Source organism: Jiangella rhizosphaerae, from assembly GCF_003579925.1.
Taxonomy (GTDB): domain Bacteria; phylum Actinomycetota; class Actinomycetes; order Jiangellales; family Jiangellaceae; genus Jiangella; species Jiangella rhizosphaerae.
Genome location: NZ_QUAL01000421.1, coordinates 1 through 18,278 on the forward strand (window position 1 = coordinate 1; position 18,278 = coordinate 18,278).

The 18,278-nt window shown below is 72.8% G+C and carries 16 protein-coding genes and 1 tRNA gene; 9 read left to right on the forward strand and 8 right to left on the reverse strand.

The features are described from left to right. The first annotated feature begins 108 nt into the window (after positions 1-108). From DY240_RS28565 to cobT, 4 genes are all read left to right on the forward strand, one after another. Complete coding sequence (locus tag DY240_RS28565; RefSeq protein WP_119663047.1) at positions 109-1,503, forward strand: cobyric acid synthase; 1,395 nt, start codon at positions 109-111, stop codon at positions 1,501-1,503. Next, positions 1,500-2,267 (forward strand): adenosylcobinamide-GDP ribazoletransferase, encoded by a 768-nt coding sequence (gene cobS / locus DY240_RS28570; RefSeq protein WP_199702663.1) that lies wholly within the window; start codon positions 1,500-1,502, stop codon positions 2,265-2,267. Before DY240_RS28565 ends, cobS begins: the two co-directional genes overlap by 4 nt. A 146-nt stretch (positions 2,268-2,413) precedes the next feature. Then, positions 2,414-4,015, forward strand: a complete 1,602-nt coding sequence (gene cobC, locus DY240_RS28575) for an Rv2231c family pyridoxal phosphate-dependent protein CobC (RefSeq protein WP_158603040.1) — start codon at positions 2,414-2,416, stop codon at positions 4,013-4,015. After that, complete coding sequence (gene cobT / locus DY240_RS28580) at positions 4,015-5,115, forward strand: nicotinate-nucleotide--dimethylbenzimidazole phosphoribosyltransferase (RefSeq protein WP_119663049.1); 1,101 nt, start codon at positions 4,015-4,017, stop codon at positions 5,113-5,115. The genes cobC and cobT overlap by 1 nt, the downstream gene beginning before the upstream one ends. On the opposite strand, the gene DY240_RS28585 is transcribed toward cobT, so the two are convergent. Further along, positions 5,112-5,912 (reverse strand): hypothetical protein, encoded by an 801-nt coding sequence (locus DY240_RS28585; protein ID WP_147375563.1) that lies wholly within the window; start codon positions 5,910-5,912, stop codon positions 5,112-5,114. The genes cobT and DY240_RS28585 overlap by 4 nt on opposite strands. A gap of 148 nt (positions 5,913-6,060) precedes the next feature. Between DY240_RS28585 and DY240_RS28590 the strand changes: the two genes are divergently transcribed. Continuing rightward, positions 6,061-6,585 (forward strand): peptidylprolyl isomerase, encoded by a 525-nt coding sequence (locus tag DY240_RS28590; protein ID WP_119663051.1) that lies wholly within the window; start codon positions 6,061-6,063, stop codon positions 6,583-6,585. Between the two features lie 22 nt (positions 6,586-6,607). Beyond that, positions 6,608-7,537: a rhomboid family intramembrane serine protease gene (locus tag DY240_RS28595; RefSeq protein WP_119663052.1), complete on the forward strand. Its 930-nt coding sequence runs from the start codon at positions 6,608-6,610 to the stop codon at positions 7,535-7,537. Positions 7,538-8,060: 523 nt separating this feature from the next. Here DY240_RS28595 and DY240_RS28600 read toward each other — a convergent pair. Next, positions 8,061-8,318 (reverse strand): cell division protein CrgA, encoded by a 258-nt coding sequence (locus DY240_RS28600; RefSeq protein ID WP_119663053.1) that lies wholly within the window; start codon positions 8,316-8,318, stop codon positions 8,061-8,063. 109 nt (positions 8,319-8,427) lie between these two features. Here DY240_RS28600 and DY240_RS28605 point away from each other — a divergent pair, with 109 nt between their 5' ends. Both DY240_RS28605 and DY240_RS28610 read left to right on the forward strand, forming a co-directional pair. Then, positions 8,428-9,165, forward strand: coding sequence for a DUF881 domain-containing protein (locus DY240_RS28605; RefSeq protein ID WP_119663054.1), 738 nt, complete (start codon positions 8,428-8,430; stop codon positions 9,163-9,165). Beyond that, a complete protein-coding gene (locus tag DY240_RS28610) occupies positions 9,162-9,803 on the forward strand; it encodes an aminodeoxychorismate/anthranilate synthase component II (protein ID WP_119663055.1) in 642 nt (213 codons plus the stop codon). The genes DY240_RS28605 and DY240_RS28610 overlap by 4 nt, the downstream gene beginning before the upstream one ends. A 74-nt stretch (positions 9,804-9,877) precedes the next feature. Here the strand turns inward: DY240_RS28610 and pknB are convergent, their stop codons facing one another. The 6 genes from pknB to DY240_RS28640 form a co-directional block, all read right to left on the reverse strand. After that, on the reverse strand, positions 9,878-11,761 hold the full coding sequence (gene pknB / locus DY240_RS28615) for a Stk1 family PASTA domain-containing Ser/Thr kinase (RefSeq protein ID WP_119663056.1): 1,884 nt from the start codon (positions 11,759-11,761) through the stop codon (positions 9,878-9,880). An 85-nt stretch (positions 11,762-11,846) separates the two neighbouring features. After that, positions 11,847-13,316, reverse strand: a complete 1,470-nt coding sequence (locus DY240_RS28620; protein WP_119663057.1) for a peptidoglycan D,D-transpeptidase FtsI family protein — start codon at positions 13,314-13,316, stop codon at positions 11,847-11,849. Continuing rightward, on the reverse strand, positions 13,313-14,704 hold the full coding sequence (locus tag DY240_RS28625) for an FtsW/RodA/SpoVE family cell cycle protein (protein ID WP_119663058.1): 1,392 nt from the start codon (positions 14,702-14,704) through the stop codon (positions 13,313-13,315). The genes DY240_RS28620 and DY240_RS28625 overlap by 4 nt, the downstream gene beginning before the upstream one ends. Further along, entirely contained in the window at positions 14,701-16,158 is a 1,458-nt protein-coding gene (locus DY240_RS28630; protein ID WP_119663059.1) for a PP2C family protein-serine/threonine phosphatase, read from the reverse strand. The genes DY240_RS28625 and DY240_RS28630 overlap by 4 nt, the downstream gene beginning before the upstream one ends. Before the next feature lie 6 nt (positions 16,159-16,164). After that, positions 16,165-16,641 carry an FHA domain-containing protein FhaB/FipA gene (locus DY240_RS28635; protein ID WP_119663060.1) on the reverse strand — a complete coding sequence of 159 codons (477 nt, stop codon included), beginning with the start codon at positions 16,639-16,641 and terminating at the stop codon, positions 16,165-16,167. A 4-nt stretch (positions 16,642-16,645) separates the two neighbouring features. Beyond that, entirely contained in the window at positions 16,646-17,365 is a 720-nt protein-coding gene (locus tag DY240_RS28640) for an FhaA domain-containing protein (RefSeq protein ID WP_119663061.1), read from the reverse strand. 254 nt (positions 17,366-17,619) lie between these two features. Here DY240_RS28640 and DY240_RS28645 point away from each other — a divergent pair. Then, positions 17,620-17,706, forward strand: a tRNA-Leu gene (locus DY240_RS28645). The last annotated feature ends 572 nt before the right edge of the window (positions 17,707-18,278 follow it).

An 18,278-nucleotide genomic window follows, 5' to 3' on the forward strand; every position in this document is an offset into this window, starting at 1 on the left:
CGGGGCGCCCGACGTCGACGCCGCGCTCCGGCTGGCCCGGCGCCGCGGGTGGGCAGCGGCCGCCGCAGCCGCCGTCGTCGCCGCGATCCCGACGCGCGGAGCCCGCCGATGACCGCCGTCATGGTGCAGGGCTGCACCAGCTGGGCGGGGAAGAGCCTGCTCACGACCGCGTTGTGCCGCTGGTACGCCCGGCAGGGCCTGAACGTCGCGCCGTTCAAGGCGCAGAACATGTCCAACAACGCCCGGGTCGTCGACGGCGGCGAGATCGGCGTCGCGCAGTGGCTGCAGGCGCGGGCCGCGGGCGTCGAACCCGAGGTGCGCATGAACCCGGTTCTGCTGAAGCCGGAGTCCGGGACCAGCCAGGTCGTCCGGCTGGGCCGCGTGGACGCCGAGCTGTCCCGGCGGCCGTGGCGCGACCGCAGCGAGGCCCTCTGGCCGACCGTCGAGACCGCGCTGGCCGAGCTGCTGGACACGTACGACGTCGTGGTCATCGAAGGGGCCGGCAGCCCGGCGGAGATCAACCTCGCCGCCAACGACATCGTCAACATGCGGGTCGCCGAACGGGCCGCGGCGCCGGTGCTGCTCGCCGTCGACATCGACCGCGGCGGCGCGTTCGCCCACCTCTACGGCACCTGGGCGCTGCTGCCGCCGCACCACCAGCGGCGCATCCGCGGCTTCGTCCTCAACCGGTTCCGTGGTGACGTGTCGCTGCTGCCGCCCGGCCCGGAGCAGTTGGAGCGGCTGACCGGCGTGCCGACCGTGGGCGTCGTCCCGATGATCCGGCACGACCTCCCCGACGAGGACGGCGCGGCGCTGCGGGCTCCGGTCCGGAGTGGGCTGCCGCCGGTCGCGATCGTCCGCTACCCCTCGGCGTCCAACCTCGACGAGTACGCGCTGCTCGAGCAGGTCGCCGAAGTGCGCTGGGCGACCCAGCCGTGGCACCTCGACGGTGCGGCGACGGTGATCCTGCCCGGCTCGAAGCACGTCGCGTCGGACCTGGCGTGGCTGCGTGCGTCGGGCCTCGACGACGCGGTGCTGGCGGCCGCCGGACGGCCGGGGGTGCGGGTGCTGGGCGTGTGCGGCGGCATGCAGCTGCTCGGGCGGCGGCTGGAGGACCCGTTCGGGGTCGACGGCGCCGGTGACGGGCTCGGCCTGCTGCCGCTGACCACAACATTCGAGCGCGACAAGCTGGTCCGGCGGCGGTCGCTGACGCTGCCCGCGTTCGGCGCGCCGTGGACGGCGCTGAGCGGGCTGCCGGTCGAGGGCTACGAGATCCGGCAGGGCCGCACGGCCGACTCCGCCGGGTCGGACGCCCTCGTCGTGTCCGACGGGAACGTCGCCGGGTGGTACCTGCACGGGCTGTTCGAGGACGCCGCGGTGCTCGAGGCGCTGTTCGGCGCTCGGCCGTCGCGCACCCTCGATGCGACGATCGAGCGGCTCGCCGACGTGGTGGAGGAGCACCTCGACACGCGGCTGCTGCGATCCCTGGCGGGGTCGTCGTGATCGCGGCGCTGCGGGCGGCGGTGGGGTTCCTGACGCGGATCCCGGTCGGCTCGGCGCCGTTCGCCGGTCCCGCGCTGGACCGGGCCGGTGCGTGGTTCCCGCTGGTCGGGGCCTTGGTCGGCGGGGCGGGGCTGGCCGTGTGGTGGGCGACGGACGCGCTGCTCGGGCCGCTGCCGGCCGCCGTGGCGGCGGTGCTGGCGACCGTGGTCGTCACCGGTGCGCTGCACGAGGACGGGCTGGCCGACACCATGGACGGGCTCTGGGGCGGCGCGACCCGGGAACGACGCCTGGAGATCATGCGCGACAGCCGGCTCGGTACCTACGGCGCGCTCGCGCTGGCAGGCGACCTGCTGCTGCGGGTGACGCTGCTGGCGTCGGCCGGAGCGGGGTCGTCCGGGCTCGCCGACGTCGCCCGCGTCCTGCTCGCCGGGCACGTCGCCGGGCGGGCGGCGCCGCTGGTGCTGGCGGCGTCGTTGCCGCCGGCCCGGGCGGACGGCCAGGGCCGCCGGCTCGGCAGGCTCGGGGTGGTGGACTCGACGGTCGCGGCGGCGACCGTACTGGTCGTGACCATGCTGGTGGCCGGCTGGTGGGCACCGGTGGTGCTCGCGGCGGCGGCCGTGCCGGTGCTCGGACTGCGCCGGGCGGCCCGGCGGCGCATCGGCGGGGTCACCGGTGACGTGCTCGGCGCGTCGGTCGCACTCACGAATATCGCGGTCGCGATCGCCGTCGCGGCCCTGGCCGCCCAGGGAGAGGACCTGCTGTGACGCCGTCGCCCACCACACCCGACCCCCGTCCCGCCGTGACCCCAGCCACAGTCGATCATGGAGAAATCGGGGTTCCCGGGCCTCCGGAAGCCGGATTTCTCCATGATCAACGGAGGTCTGGGACGGCGGGTGGGCGGCTGACGCTGGTGCTGGGCGGGCAGAAGTCGGGCAAGTCGGGGCTCGCGGCGCGCCGGGCCGAGGCGAGCGGCCGTCCGGTGGTCGTCGTCGCGCCGGCCGTCGTCCGCGACGACGAGTTCAAGGCGCGGGTCGAGCGGCATCGCGCGGACCGTCCGGCGCACTGGCGGACGCTGGAGACGTTCGACCTGGCCGCCGCGGTCACCGACGCCGGCGCCGGGTCGTTCGTGCTGGTCGACGCGCTGGACACCTGGCTGGCCGAGACGCTGGAGTCGGCCGGCGTGTTCGTCGGCGACGAGGTGCCCGACCCCGCTCTGCGGGCACGCGCCGAGGACGGCGTGGTGGCGGCGCTGCGGGCGTTCACCGCTGCCGTCGCCGCGCTGGACGTCGACGTGCTGGCGATCGCGGGGCAGCCGGGGCTCGGCGTGCACGCCGGCGGTCCCGGCGCCCGTCTGTACGTCGACGTGCACGGGCGAGCCGTCCAGGCGCTGTCGGCGGTGGCGGACGAGGTGCTGCTCGTCGTCGGCGGCCGCGTGGTCCGGCTGGAGCCCGACGCGCCGCCCGAGCCGGTCCCGCCGGCACCGGTGGCCGATCCGCTGCTGCGCGAGCACGGCGACACCCAGGTGCCGCCCGGCGCCGTCGACCTCGCCGTCAACGTGCAGCCGGGTCCGCCGCCGTGGCTGGCGGACCGGCTGGCGGCGGCCGTGCGCGATCTCGCCGCCTATCCGGACGACCGCGCCGCACGAGCCGCGGCGGCCGCCCGCCACGGCCGTCTGGCCGAGGAGTGCCTGGTCGTCGACGGCGCGGCGGAGGCGTTCTGGCTGCTGGCCCAGGTGCTGCGGCCGCGGCTGGCCGCCTGCGTGCACCCGTCGTTCACCGAACCCGAGGCGGCGCTGCGGGCGGCCGGCGTCCCCGTCGTCCGCGTCCTGCGCGACGAGGCCGCGGGCTGGCGGCTGGACCCGTCCGCCGTCCCCTCCGCCGCCGACCTGGTCGTGCTCGGGCGGCCGGACAACCCGACCGGCGTGCTCGATCCGGTCGAGACGGTGGCGGCGCTGGCCCGGCCCGGCCGGACGGTCGTCGTCGACGAGGCGTTCACCGAGTTCCTGGACGACGCCGACGGCCTGGCCGGCCGCCGCGACCTGCCCGGCATGGTCGCCGTCCGGAGCCTGACCAAGCTGTGGGGGCTGGCCGGCCTGCGGATCGGCTACGTCGTCGGCCCACCGGACCTCATCGGCCGGCTCGCGGCCGGCCGCCAGCCGTGGAGCGTCAACAGCCTGGCGCTGACCGCGGTCGAGGCGCTGACCGCGCCGGTCGCCGAGGACGAGCGGCGGGCCCGCGCCGGCGCCGTCGCGGACCTGCGGACCGAGCTGGTCGCCGGGCTGCGCTCCGTCGGCGGCCTGGAGGTGTGGGACGCCCACGCCAACTTCGTGCTGGTCCGCTCAGGCCGGCCCGGCCTGCGCGACCGGCTGCTCGAGCAGGGCCTCGCCGCCCGCCGGGCCGACACCTTCCCGGGGCTGGACGACCGCGCCGTGCGGGTGGCCGTCCGCGACCGGGCGACGAACGAGCGGCTGGTCGCCGCGCTACGCATCATCGAGGAAGGGGGGTCGGTGTGATGCCGACGGTGGAGGAGCTGGTCGAGTCGGTCGTCGCCGTCGACGGAGCGGCCCACGAACGGGCGCTCGAACGGCACGCCGGGCTGGCCAAGCCGCCGGGCAGCCTCGGGCGGCTGGAGGACCTCGGCGCCCGGTTGGCCGCCATCAGCGGCCACTGCCCGCCGCCGGTCCCGTCGTCGCCGGCGGTGGTCGTCGCCGCGGCCGATCACGGCGTACACGCCCAGGGCGTGTCGGACTGGCCGCAGGAGGTGACCGCGGCGATGGTCGCGACCGTGGCGTCCGGTGGTGCGGCGGTGAACGCGATCGCCCGGACCGTCGGCGCTCGGGTCGTGGTGGTCGACGTGGGGACGCTGCGGCTCGGCCCGGTGCCCGACGGCGTCCGCGACGAACGGGTGCGCAGCGCGACCCGCGACCTGGCCGTCGAGCCGGCGATGACGGTCGAGGAGTGCCGGACGGCGATCGGCGCGGGCGCCCGGGTGGCGGCGGAGCTGATCGAGGGTGGCACCGACCTTCTGGTGACCGGCGAGGTCGGCATCGGCAACACGACGGCGTCGGCCGCCCTCTTCGCGGCGTTCACCGGCGCGGACCCGGCCGACGTGACGGGCAAGGGCGCCAACCTCGACCACGGGCGGACCCCGCACAAGGTCGAGGTCGTGCGGGCGGCGCTGGCGCGGCACGCCGCCGACGCCGCTGCCGGGGCGCGGGGACCGCTGGCGACGCTGGCCTCGCTGGGCGGCCTCGAGCACGCGGCGCTGGTCGGCGTCATGCTGGCCGGGGCCGCCGCGCGGATCCCCGTCGTCGTCGACGGCGTCGTCACCGGGTCGGCCGCGCTGGCCGCCGTCGCGCTCTGCCCCGACCTCGCCGGCTACCTGGTCGCCGGGCATACGTCGGCAGAGCCGGGCGGGCGGACGCTGCCCGACCGGCTCGGCGAACCGGCCCTGCTGGACCTGCGGATGCGGCTCGGTGAGGGCACCGGCGCGCTGCTGGCGGTCCCGCTGGTGCAGGCCGCGGCGCGGGTGCTCGCCGACATGGCCACCCTGGCCGACGTCACGAAGGACGCCGGCCAGGGCGGGTCGCCCAAGGTTTTCGGCGGCGGCTAGTTCTGGCTGCCGTCGAGGGTGCCCTGGCTGCTGTTGCCGGCGGCCGAGGCGGGCGCGGCCTTCTTCGCGGGCGCCTTCTTGGCCGTGGTCTTCTTCGCCGGAGCGCTCTTCTTGGCCGGCGCCGCCGTCTTGGACGCCGGCTTGTCGCCGCCCGTGCCGTCGGAGCTCGCGCCGTCGCTCTTGGCCTCGGTGCCCGCGTCGGACGTCGCCGCCGTGGCCGACCCGCTCGGGGTGGACTGCTCGGCCGGCTTGTCCTTGTCCTCCGGCGCCGGAGCGGGAGCCCACGGCCCCGTGGAGGGGTCGTAGGTGGTCCACTGGTCGGACTGGCCGCGCCGGCGCACCACCGCGGCCACCGCGGCGCCCGCGGCGGCGAAGCCGCCCAGCACCGTGACGATGCGGCGGCGCCGCTTCCTCTTGCGCTGCTTCTCGGCCTTCTCCGCGAGCGCGGCGGTGCGCTCGGACAGCTCGTGTGCGCGCTCGGAGAACTTGTCCGCCGCGACAGCCAGCGAGTCGGCGACCCGCGGGACGACGTCGTGCAGCAGCGTGTCCTTCGCCTGGTTCGCGGCCGGGCCCACCTTGTCGCGGGCCGCCTGCACCTTCGGGCCCACCTTGTCGACGGCCGACTCGACCACCGGCGTCAGCCGCTCGCGCGCGGAGTCGACCACCGGTGTCGCGGCCTCGCGGGCGCGCCGGCCGGCCTCGCGTGCGGCCTGGCGGGCCTGTTCCGCAGCCTCCTGCGTGCGCACCTTCGCGTCCTCGGTGCGGCTGGTCCGCCGGATGCTGAATAGCCTGCTCACGTTGGGCCTCCCTTGTCGGATCGCGTGCAGGGCCCCTGTTTCTGGAGTCTCCCCCCGATCTTGCCTTACCGACGACCGTATGCCGACTTACGCCACGGCGTGCGAGGATGGAGCAAATCGAGGACATCGAACAGCGAAGGGCTTACCCGTGGCCGACGAGCTTCATGCCACCCTGCACACCAACCGCGGCGACATCACCGTGGCGCTCCTGCCCCACCACGCCCCGAAGACGGTGCGCAACTTCGTCGAGCTCGCCAAGGGCGAGCGCGAGTGGGTCAACCCCGAGACCGGCGAGAAGACCACCGACAAGCTGTACGACGGCACCGTCTTCCACCGCGTCATCTCGGGCTTCATGATCCAGGGCGGCGACCCGCTCGGCAACGGCCGTGGCGGCCCGGGCTACGACTTCGCCGACGAGTTCCACCCCGAGCTGGCGTTCAACAAGCCGTACCTGCTGGCCATGGCCAACGCCGGCCCGAACACCAACGGCTCGCAGTTCTTCATCACCGTCGGCCCGACGCCGCACCTCAACCGCCGTCACACCATCTTCGGCGAGGTGGCCGACCAGAGCAGCCGCGACGTCGTCGACGCCATCGCCGCCACGCCCACCGACCGTACCGACCGGCCGCTCGAGCCCGTCGTCATCGAGTCGGTGACCATCACCGGCGGCTGAGTACCGAGAGTCGGCGTCCCCCATGACCGGAAGTGCCGGCGGTCCGGCCGGGCCGCCCCCCAGCGGCGACTCGGCCGCACCGCCGACCTGCTACCGCCACCCCGACCGCGAGACGTACATCCGCTGCTCGCGGTGTGAGCGGCCGATCTGCCCCGAGTGCATGATCGCCGCGCCGGTGGGCTACCAGTGCCCGCAGTGCGTCGCCGAGGGGCGCAAGGGCGTCCGCCAGGCCCGGACGGTGCTCGGCGGCCAGCGCCGCGATTCCAGCTCCAACGCCGTCACCCTCACGCTCATCGGCATCAACGTCGTCATCTGGGTGATGGGCCTGGCCATCGGCACCCGGGGCGACTCGTTCCTCGACCGCTACGCGCGCGGCATCGGCACCAACGAGCTGAGCGCCCGGCTGGGACTCGTCCTCGGCGACCGCGGCGACCCGTTCTCCTTCGGCGTCGTCGACGGCCAGTGGTACCGGCTCGTCACGGCGGCATTCACGCACGAGAACGTGCTCCACATCGGCCTGAACATGGTCGCGCTCTACATGCTCGGCTCGTCGCTCGAGCCGATCCTCGGCCGCAGCCGGTTCCTCACCCTCTATCTGCTGTCGGCCCTGGGCGGCACCGCGGCGTCGCTGCTGACCGTGTCCGACCCCTACTCACTGTCGTACGGCGCCTCGGGCGCGGTGTACGGCCTCTTCGGCGCGCTGTTCGTCATCGCCCGCCGGCTCGGCCGCGACACCGGCGGCATCGTCGTCATCCTGGGCATCAACCTGGTCTTCGGGTTCACCGTGCCGGGCATCGACTGGCGAGCGCACCTCGGCGGCCTGGTCATCGGCACGGCGCTGGCGGCGGTCTACGCCTACGCCCCGAAGGAGCAGCGCGGGCTGTGGGCGCTCATCGGCTCGCTCGCCGCCGCAATGCTCGTCACGACGGCCATCATGATCGCCGTCTCCTGACACCCGCACCCGACACGCGGCGTCCCTTCCAGCCGGCCGAGCTCGGGTCGTCGGGAGGGGGTCGTCCCCGCCAGAGCGGGTGCAACTCCTTACGTCCGCGATCGACCCGGCCCCACCGCGGGCCCGGTCAGGATCGCCCGTGGGGTGACGTGAGTGCCAACTGTTGGCCCTGGCGTCACCACGCCGGATAATGATCGCCTGCTCCGGCCGGTTGCCGGGCCGCCACACCACGACCAGCATCAACGGCCGGTACCCGGAGCGCACCTCACTCGCCCTGCGACCGGACGATGCGCCGATCCGGCCCGCATTCGGCTCTTGACGCGGGCGAGGTGGTGCGCGCCCGCGTGGGGTGACTCAGGCGCGGGTGAGGGTGGGCGGCGCTCGCACGCCGTCCACAGCCCACCGTCACGCGCGAGGTTATCCACAGGGGTTATCCCCACTGGGGAAAATTACACGCGTGTAATCACAGCTGTGCAATAACCTGTGGACAACGTCCTGTCCGCAGGTCAGAGCGGGAATGCCGTCACTTCCAGCGGGTGGCGGTCATGAACCCGCCGGTGATCAGGCCCATGCCGATCAACAGGTTCCAGCCGCCGAGGTCCTGGACGAACGGGATGTCGTCGCCGACGAGGTAATAGACCACGATCCACACCAGGCCGACCAGGAGCAGCGTGATCATGGTGGGGACGACCCAGCGACCGGATACCGTCGGGTCCTTGAGCTCGCCCCGCTCCGGAGGGGTGTAGTCGTCGTCCTTGCGACGGCTGCGAGACTTGGGCACGGTCGGTTCCTCTCGGTCTTGGCTGGTTGCGGTGATGCTCGGCTAGCGTAGTCGTCAGCAGGCCGTGCGCCCACATCGCGGCGTGCAGTCCCGATCGTCCCACTTGGAGGTGGACCCCATCAGCCGGTCGTCCGACTACCCACGGGCCTGGCGCTTCCTGGCGCCCGTGGTGCTCGCAGGCTGTGGTGTCCTGCTCATCACCAGCGCCAAGGCCGCCGACGGCGACGACCTGCGTGGCAGCGACGTCATCGCGTTCTCCGACCTGGTCCGCGCCGAGGAGCAGCGGGTTCAGGAGCTGCAGGCACGCATCGACGAGCTCTCCTCCGACATCGAGGACCTCACGGCCGGCGACGGCAGCAGCGCCTCCGAGGAGGTCGACCGCCACACCGAGGAGCTGATGCCGGCGGCCGGGCTCACCCCGGTCCAGGGTCCGGGCCTGAGCGTCACGCTCGACGACGCGCCGCTGCCGAACAACCTGGGTGAGGACTCCGAGTTCAACACCGAGGACTATCTCGTGCATCAGCAGGACCTCGAGGGCGTCATCAACGCCCTGTGGGCCGGCGGGGCCGAGGCCATGACCGTCATGGACCAGCGCATCGTCTCGACCAGCACCGTCCAGTGCGAGGGTCCGGTGCTGCTGCTCAACGGCCGCACCTTCTACCCGCCCTACACCGTCAGGGCCATCGGCGACGCCGACGCCATGCGCGACGCGCTGGAGGCGTCGCCGGCCGTGCGCGAGTACCGCGCGTGGGCCGACCGCATCGGCCTGCACTACGGCGTGGCCGACGAGGAGAACATCACGATGCCGGCCTTCACCGGCAGTGTTCAGGGAGGCCAGACGTCGTGAGCCGGCGCATCCTCGTAGTCGACAACTACGACAGCTTCGTCTTCAACCTGGTCCAGTACCTCGCCCAGCTCGGCGCCGACTGCGACGTGCGCCGCAACGACGAGATCGGCTCGACCGACGGCTACGACGGCATCCTGCTCTCCCCCGGGCCGGGCACGCCCGAGAAGGCCGGCGGCTGCATCGACCTCATCCACGCCCTGGCCGGCCGCACCCCCATCTTCGGTGTCTGCCTCGGGCTGCAGGCCATCGGCGTCGCATACGGCGCCACCGTCGGCCGCGCGCCGGAGCTGCTGCACGGCAAGACCAGTCAGGTCCACCACGACGGCGACGGCGTCCTGGCCGGGCTGGCGAGCCCGTTCACAGCCACCCGCTACCACTCGCTGGCGGTCGAGCCCGACACCGTCCCGGCCGAGCTGGAGGTCACGGCGCGCACCGCGGGCGGGGTCGTCATGGCCATGCGGCACCGATCGCTGCCGGTCGAGGGGGTCCAGTTCCACCCCGAGTCGGTGCTCACCGAGGGCGGGCACCGCATGCTGGCCAACTGGCTCGCCGTCTGCGGCGACGACGGTGCCGTCGCACGGTCCGCGGGGCTGGCGCCGGTGGTCGCGCACGGCCCGTCCGCCGACCTGCCCGTCTGACGCGCAGCCCACCACGAAAGAGCCGCGCGGCCCGGGATCGCTCCCGAGCCGCGCGGCTCCTCACATCGTCGTCGTCAGCCGGTTCCGCCGCCGATGAGTCCCTCGCCCTGCTCTCCGGACTCCGTGCCGCCTTCACCGCTCTCGTTGCCGCCCTCCGTGCCGGACGGGTCTCCGGTCTCGTCGCCTGGCGGCGTCTCGGTCTCGGTCTCGGTCGGCTCGTCGGTCGGCGTGTCCGTCTCGGTCTCCGTCGGCTCGTCGCTGGGCTCCTCCTCCGGCGCCTCCGCGACGGTGATGATGATCGTGTCGCCCTCTTCGACCTCGGCGCCGGGATCCGGGCTCTGGTCGAACACCTGGCCGTCGGGAACGTCGGCCGTGGTCTCCGTGACCACGTCGGGCACCAGGCCCAGGCGCTCGAGTTCAGCCTCGGCCTGGCCCCGCGTCATCCCGATGAGTTCCGGTAGCTCGAAGGGCTGGGTGCCGGTGGAATAGATGATGTCCACCGTGGTGCCGGGAGCGACCGACTCGCCGCCGGCGGGTTCGGTGCCGAGCACCTCGTTCTCTGGGCGGTTGCTGTTCTGCGGGACCCGGTTGCCGGGCGTGAGCCCGGCCTCCCTGATGGCGTCCTCCGCCTCCTGGATGGTCCGTCCCTGGACCGACGGCACCGAGACCATATCGGGTGCCACGCCGACCACGATGGTCACCGTGGAGCCCTCGTCGAGCTGAGTCGACGGGCGGGGGTCCTGGCGGATGACCGTCCCGATCTGCGCCTCGTCCTCCACGGCTTCGCTCTCGGCCGTTACCTCGAGATTCTCCTCGGTGAGCCGGGCCTCGGCCTGCTCCGCCGTCATGCCGACGAGGTTCGGCACGGTCGCCTGGGCCGGGCCGTTGGAGTTGAAGACCAGGTAGCCGATGAGGCCGGCGATCGCCAGGACGGCCAGCGCGCCCAGCACGACGGCCCACCAGCTGAAGCCCTTGCGCTGCTCCTCGTCCTCCTCGTCCTCGAGCTCGTCGGGGTACGGGGTGGCGTCGTCGAGCGGCAGCGCCCCGGCGGCCACCGTGGGCGCGGCGTTCGCGATCAGCTGCGTCGCGGCGGAGGTGTCGGCGGCCGCGGCCACCGGCAGCCCGGCGGCGGCCCGCTCGAGGTCGGTGCGCATCTCATAGGCGCTCTGGTACCGGTGCAGACGGTCCTTGGCCAGCGCCTTCATCACGATGGCGTCGAGCTCGGGCGTGATGTTGGGGTCGAGCGCCGACGGCGGCGTGGGCATCTCGCGCACGTGCGACACCGCCACCGACACCAGCGACTCGCCGATGAACGGCGGCCGTCCGGTGAGCAGCTCGTAGAGCACGCAGCCGCTGGCGTAGAGGTCGCTGCGGGCGTCGGCCTGCTCGCCCCGCGCCTGCTCGGGCGAGATGTACTGCGCGGTCCCGACGACGGCGGCGGTCTGGGTGAGCGCCATGCCGGTGTCGGCGAGCGACCGCGCGATGCCGAAGTCGGTGACCTTGACCTCGCCACCGCTCGTGATCATGATGTTGCCGGGCTTGATGTCGCGGTGGACGATGCCGGCGCGGTGGCTGTACTCCAGCGCGTCGAGCGTGGAGATCAGGATCTCGATCGACCGCTCCGGCGTGAACCGCTGGTGCTCCTGCAGCATCTCGCGCAGCGTCTGGCCCTCGACGTACTCCATGACGATGTACGGAATGCGGTGGCCGTCGATGTAGTCCTCGCCGGTGTCGTACACGGCGACGATGTTGCGGTGGTTCAGCGACGCCGCCGACTGCGCCTCGCGGCGGAACCGGGCCTGGAAGGTGGCGTCGCTCGCGTGGTCGACCCGCAGCATCTTCAGAGCGACGATGCGGCCCAACCGGGAGTCGCGGCCGCGGCGGACTTCGGCCATGCCGCCACGGCCGATCACCTCGCCCAGCTCGTAGCGATCTCCGAGGAGTCGCAACTCGTTCATTCCGCGGCCCTTTCTCGACTCGACCTCGCGCAGGCTACCCGTTCCAGCGGTCCCGGCGCTGCCTCTGACCGAACAGTGGCGATGGTCACGATCCCAACACCGCCTCCATGACCGCCCTGGCGATCGGCGCCGCCAGCCGTCCGCCGCCGATGTCGTCGCGGGCGGTGTCGGGCGCCTCTTCGATGACGACGGCGACCGCCACGCTGGGCTCGTCGGCCGGCGCGAACGACGTGAACCACGCGTACGGCGGCCGTTCGGCCGAGCTCTGTGCGGTGCCGGTCTTGCCGGCGACCTGGATGCCCTCGATCTGCGCGTTCTGGCCGGTGCCGTTCTCGACGACGTCGACCATCATCTGGGTCAGCTCCTCAGCGGTCTCGGGCGAGACGGCGCGGGTGCGCTCCTCGGGCTCGGTCCGCTCGATCGGGCTGACGAGGTCCGGACCGCTCACCTCGCGGACGAGGTACGGCTCCATCAGCACGCCGTCGTTCGCGATGGCCGCCGACACCATGGCCATCTGCAACGGCGTCGCCTGAACGTCGAACTGGCCGATCGCCGACAGCGCCGTCTGCGGCTCGTCGGGGTCGGCCGGGAACACGCTGGTCGCGGCGTTCATGTCGTCGTTGGTGAGCGGCTGGGTGTCGAAGCCGAACCGCTCGGCCTGCTCGCGCAGCGCGTCGTCGCCCAGTTCGTTGCCGAGGTAGGCGAAGGCCGTGTTGCACGAGATGCGCAGCGCCTCGGTGAGCGTCGGAGTGCCGTCCATGCAGGCATCCCCGCTCTGGTTCGGCAGGTTCGTGTTCGTGAGCGGCAGGTCGTACTCGGCCGGGCCCGGCACCTCGGTGTCCGGGTCGAAGTCTCCGGACTCCAGCGCCGCGGCGGCCGTGACCAGTTTGAACACCGATCCGGGCGGCAGCCGCTGAGCGATCGCGCGGTTGAGGTCGGGCTCGTCCTCGTCGGCCAGCAGCGCCTCGCGGGTGGCCGTCTGCTCCTCGATGGAGTGGCTGGCCATCGGGTTGGGGTCGTACGACGGCGTACTGACCATGGCCAGGATGCCGCCGGTCTCGACGTCGATGGCGACGACGGCGCCCTTGAAGCCCTCCTCGGTGAGGCCCTCCCACGCCGCCTGCTGGGCGGCGGGGTCGATGGTCAGCCGGACGGCGCCGCCGCGCGGCTCCTCGCCGGTGACGAGGTCGATGAGCCGCCGGACGAACAGCCGGTCGTCGTCGCCGGACAGGATGTCGTTCTGCGCCCGCTCGAGCGCCGTCCGTCCATAGTTGTAGGAGTAGTAGCCGGTCAGCGGCGCGTAGATGGGACCCTCGGGATACTGCCGCAGGAACTGGTACTCGTCGTCGACCGGCGTCGACTGCGCGATCGGGGTGTCGTCGGCGAGCAGGATCGGGCCGCGCTCGCGCGAGTACTCGTCGAGCAGGACCCGGCGGTTCTCCGAGCGCGCGTTGAGGTCGTCGGCCCAGAACGCCTGCACGTACGTCGCGTTGATCAGCAGCGCGACGCAGAGCAGCAGGCAGCCGGCGGAGATACGGCGGATCGGGGAGTTCATCGGATTCTCACGACCTGGGTGACGGCGGTGTCCGTCAGCGACGAGGACGACGACGGCGGAGCGGGCCGCCGGGCGGCGTCGGACAACCGGATGAGCAGCGCGACCAGCACCCAGTTCATCACCAGCGACGAACCGCCGAGGGACAGGAACGGTGTGGTGAGGCCGGTCAGCGGGATCAACCGGGTGACACCGCCGAGCACGATGAACACCTGCAGGAAGAACCCGGCGGCCAGCCCGGCGGCCAGCAGCTTGCCGAACGGGTCGCGCAGCAGCAGGCCGGCCCGCAGGCCGCGGGAGGCCAGCAGCGCGTACAGCAGGATGATCGCGATGAGCCCGGTGAGGCCCAGCTCCTCACCCAGCGCCGAGCCGATGAAGTCGCTCTCGGCGATGGGGGTGAGGTCGGGCCGTCCCTGGCCGAGGCCGGTGCCGAGCAGGCCGCCGTACGCCAGACCGTAGAGCGACTGCGCGACCTGCCCCTGCGGGTCGATGAACGGGTCCATCCAGAAGTCGATGCGCTCGGCGACGTGGGAGACGACGGCGTTCGCGGCGAACCCGCCGGCCAGGATCAGCAGCAGGCCCAGGATGATCCACGAGATCCGCTCGGTGGCGACGTAGATCATCAGCACGAAGATGCCGAACAGCAGCACGGACGGGCCGAGGTCGTTCTGCACGACGAGGATGCCCAGGGCGCCCAGCCAGACCAGCAGGATCGGCCCGAGGTCGCGGGCCCGCGGGAGGTCGACGCCGAGGAACCGGCGGCCGGCCAGCGCCAGCGCGTCGCGCGTCTGCACGAGGTAGGCGGCGAACGCGATGATCAGGATGATCTTGGCGGCCTCGCCCGGCTGGAACGTCATCGGCCCGACGTTGATCCAGATGCGGGCGCCGCGGATGGAGTGGCCGATGATCGGCAGCAGCGGAAGCACGAGGAGCAGCAGCCCGGCCAGGCCGGCGAGGTACGGCAGCCGCGACAGCACCCGGTGGTCGCGCACGAACAGCAGCACGCAGACGAACAACGTGACGCCGACCGCCATCCAGGTCAGCTGGGTGGACGCGCGGGTGGTCCCGTCGGCGATGTCGAGCCGGTGGATCATCGCCAGCCCCAGCCCGCAGAGCGTGACGACGATGGGCAGGATGACGGGGTCGGCGTACGGCGCCCGGATGCGGATGACGATGTGCGCCACCGCGGTGGCGGCCGACAGCCCGCCGAGGTAGGCCATGGCGTTCGGCGGCACCCGGCCGAGTGCGCCGAGGTCGACGCTCACGTAGGCGAACGTCGCGATGCCGATGGCGAAGATCAGCAGCACCAGCTCGGTCCCCCGGCCGCGGCGCGGGGCGACCGCCTCGGGCGCCGGTGGCTCGGTGCGGGCGCGGGCGCGGTCGAGACTCATGACGCCCCCGCACAGAGCAGCCCGGGATAGCCGACGTCACTGCCGAGCCAGTCGTCGTCGGTGCCCTCGGTGGGGCTGTCCGCGGGCTCGGTGGCCGGCGGCTCGGCGGGAGGCGTGGTCGCCGTGGAGGCCGCGCGCGGCTGGGCGGTGCCGGTGGGCGTCGCCGACGGCGTCGGCGACGGAGTGGGCGACGGCGTCTCCTCGCCGTTCAGCCGCTCGTGCGCCCGGCAGGCCTCCAGCCGCAGCCGGTCGACGACGGCGTCGGCGTCCTCGAGGTCGTCGGCCGTGATGGTGTCGGCGACCTGCTCGCGGTAGATGGCGGGCAGCGCGTCGACCGGCAGACCGCCTGGGATGTCGTGCAGCTCGGACAGCCGGATGGGGCCGATCTCCTGGCTGACGCCCTGGTAGATGGCGACCTGGCCGTTGCTGTCGCCGACGTAGTACTGGTCGCGGACCCAGTCGCTGGCGAGATCGAGTCCGACCCAGCCGATGGCGCCGACGGCGGTCACGATGACGACCGTACGCAGCCAGCGCCGGCCCCGGGGCGGCTGCGGTGCGTAGCGCATGGCCTCGAGGTCCTCGGGCGTCGGCTTGTGCTGTTCCTCGGCGCCGACCAGGGCGCGCAGCGCGGAGCCGCGGCGGCGGCGCGGCCGTTCCGGCGGTGGAGCGTCGTTGCTGGCGGCCGCGCCGACGAGGAACGCCTCGGCGGTGTCGTCGGGCTGCCGCGGGGTGTCGGTCTCGACGATGTCGGCCAGCACCAGCGTGACGTTGTCGGGGGCGCCGCCGGCCAGCGCCAGCCGGATGAGCTCGTCGGCGGCGTCGTCGAGCCCGGGGATGGAGCTCAGGGTCTCTTCCAGGGTGGCGTCGGAGACCACACCGGTGAGGCCGTCGCTGCACACCAGCAGACGGTCGCCGGGCTGGACCTCGAGCACCTCGAGGTCGGGGTCGACGTCGCCCTGGCCCTGCAGCGCCTTGAGGATCAGCGAGCGGGCCGGGTGGACGCCGGCCTCCTCGAGCGTGATGCGGCCCTCGTCGACCAGCGACTGGACGAACGTGTGGTCGTGGGTGAGCTGCCGGATGGCGCCGTCGCGCAGCAGGTAGGCGCGGGAGTCGCCGATGTGGCCGAGCCCGAGCGTGGTGCCGGTCCACAGCAGCGCCGTGACCGTCGTGCCCATGCCCTCGCGGCTGGAGTCGTCGACGATGAGCTGCCGGATACGCCGGTTGGCCGCCTCGATGGCCGAGGTCAGGGTCTGGAGCGGGTCGCTGTCGCGGGGTTCGCTCTCGGTGAGTACGAGTTCGTCGATGGCCGCCTGACTGGCCACCTCGCCGGCCGCGTGGCCGCCCATGCCGTCGGCCACGGCCAGGAGGTAGGGCCCGGCGTAGCCGGAGTCCTCGTTGCCCTCCCGGACCAGGCCGACGTCGGAGCGCGCGACGTAGCGCAGCGTCAACGGCATCGAGACCTACTTCCGCAGCTCGACGACGGTCTTGCCGAGCCGGAACCGGCTGCGGGCGGTGACCGGCGTGCTGCGTGTGAGTCGCTGGTTGCCGACGTAGGTGCCGTTGGTGGAGCCGAGGTCCTCGACGTACCACTGGTTCTCGTGGAACCGCAGCCGCGCGTGCTGCGTGGACACGTACTCGTCGGACAGCGGCACCGTGCAGTCGGCGCCGCGGCCGAACGTGACGGGGCTGCCGTCGAGCGCCACCGACCTGCCGGTGTCGGGTCCTTCGACGATGAACGCCCTGGTCGGGGTGCCCTTCGCGCCGCGCGGCTGACGGTTCTGCCGGGCCGCCTCGCGGGCCTCGCGCTGCGGTTTCGGCTGCTTGGGCGGCCGCACGCCGAAGAGATCGGCCCGCATGGCCGATGTGACGGAGAGGATCAGCAGCCACAGCACGGCGAGGAAGCCGAGCTTGATGACCGTGAGTGTCAGTTCCGACACTCGTTCACCTCCCGGGACTGCGCCGACGGACGTCGATCACGGTGGAGCCGATCACGATGCGGGAACCGTCGGTCAGGGGCGCCTGGCCCACCCGGGCGCCGTCGACGACCGTCCCGTTGGTGGAGCCGAGGTCGACGGCGACCAGCTGGGACTGCGGTCCCTGCTGGTACACGCGGATCTCCAGATGCCGGCGCGAGACGCCGGGATCGTCGATGCGAAGGTCGCTCTCGCTGCCGCGCCCGAGCACGACGCCCGGCGGCAGCACAGGATGCTGGGTGCCGTTGATGACGAGGTACGCGTCGGCCTGCCGCTCGATGGTGGGCGTGGGGGCGAACGACGAGCCGCGGTCGACGCCGGCCCGTACCGCGCTGCGAATGCGGAAGGCGCCGGTTCCGAGGTCTTCGTGCCGCTCGAAGCCGACCCCGACCGGACCCGTGAAGGCGTAGTGCTGCAGGTCGGCGTGCTCGCGGGCCAGCTCGACCAGCTCGGTGGCCAGCGTGCCGATGTACGCGGAGAGCCGGTCGTAGTCGCTCGGTCCCAGCTCGACGACGAAGTCGTTCGGCACGAGCGACCGGTCGCGGCTGACGATCTGCGCGTTGTTGTCGAGCTCGCGCTGGATGGCCGCGGCGATCTCGACGGGCTGCACCTCGGAGCGGAACGCCCGGGTGAACGCACCTTGGACCATGCTCTCGAGCCGCCGCTCGAAGCGCTGCAACACCCCCACGGGTACCTCCCTTCACCTCTCGCGCCTGTGCCGTGGGCAAGACCCTGATCGTAACGGCGCGTGGCATGGTGGTGCGGATGCGCCCTGGATCGGGACCGTGCGGAAACGGCCGTCGCAACCTTATGTGACGAAGGACGGCTGGCGGCTGGTTCCGACGGCTCTCTGTGTGCTTCCCGCCCATGCTGACATCCAGACCCCCGGATCGTGGAATCGACCACCCGCCAAGGCGTGTTAACCTTGGTGCCGCACACCACGCGCGGGTGGCGGAATAGGCAGACGCGCACGGTTCAGGTCCGTGTGTCCGAAAGGACGTGGGGGTTCAACTCCCCCCTCGCGCACCACGTTGACGAGGGCCCCAGGCACCAGCCTGGGGCCCTCGTCATTCGGTACCGAATGCTCCCGAGTGCGGGCTGGTAGCAGCCATGGGGCACGACGATGTCCGGGCTGCACGGTGTGCGGTCACCGCGTGGCGGCCCGGGTCGAGCGTGGTTGGGGGTGCCTCGGTGCGCCCCTGGCCGGTGTCGGCCCGTCCGTGACATGCGCCCGGTGTCCGCATGTGGTGATGACATGGCGACCGGATCGCCGCCATCACAACGGCATGTCGGCTCGGTCGCCGCGATCCGCTCATTGATGGGCGGGCGCCGTGTCTCCCAGCCGATGATCATCAACGGTTGGCGACGTCATGGTGTCGCTACCGGTTGATGATCTCGGAACTCAAGGATCGGGTCGTCCCGGTGACACCTGCGTCTGTCGAGCTAGTCGTCGGCGGTCGCGATCGGGACGACCGAACTCGCCGCCGCCCGAGCCGAGCGGCGGCGAGCCGCAGCGGCGCTAGGGCGTGTCTCCTAAAGATTGGCGGTGTGGGCCGCGATTGTTGGGGTCATGTCGCGTGAGTCGTTGTTGAGCGATGATC

What these genes read in the sequence shown, in the direction of transcription:
- DY240_RS28565 (WP_119663047.1), top strand. Translation starts at nt 109, where the DNA reads ATGACCGCCGTCATGGTGCAGGGCTGCACCAGCTGGGCGGGGAAGAGC.
- cobT (WP_119663049.1), top strand. Translation starts at nt 4,015, where the DNA reads ATGCCGACGGTGGAGGAGCTGGTCGAGTCGGTCGTCGCCGTCGACGGA.
- DY240_RS28595 (WP_119663052.1), top strand. Translation starts at nt 6,608, where the DNA reads ATGACCGGAAGTGCCGGCGGTCCGGCCGGGCCGCCCCCCAGCGGCGAC.
- pknB (WP_119663056.1), bottom strand. Translation starts at nt 11,761, where the DNA reads ATGAACGAGTTGCGACTCCTCGGAGATCGCTACGAGCTGGGCGAGGTG.
- DY240_RS28620 (WP_119663057.1), bottom strand. Translation starts at nt 13,316, where the DNA reads ATGAACTCCCCGATCCGCCGTATCTCCGCCGGCTGCCTGCTGCTCTGC.
- DY240_RS28625 (WP_119663058.1), bottom strand. Translation starts at nt 14,704, where the DNA reads ATGAGTCTCGACCGCGCCCGCGCCCGCACCGAGCCACCGGCGCCCGAG.
- DY240_RS28630 (WP_119663059.1), bottom strand. Translation starts at nt 16,158, where the DNA reads ATGCCGTTGACGCTGCGCTACGTCGCGCGCTCCGACGTCGGCCTGGTC.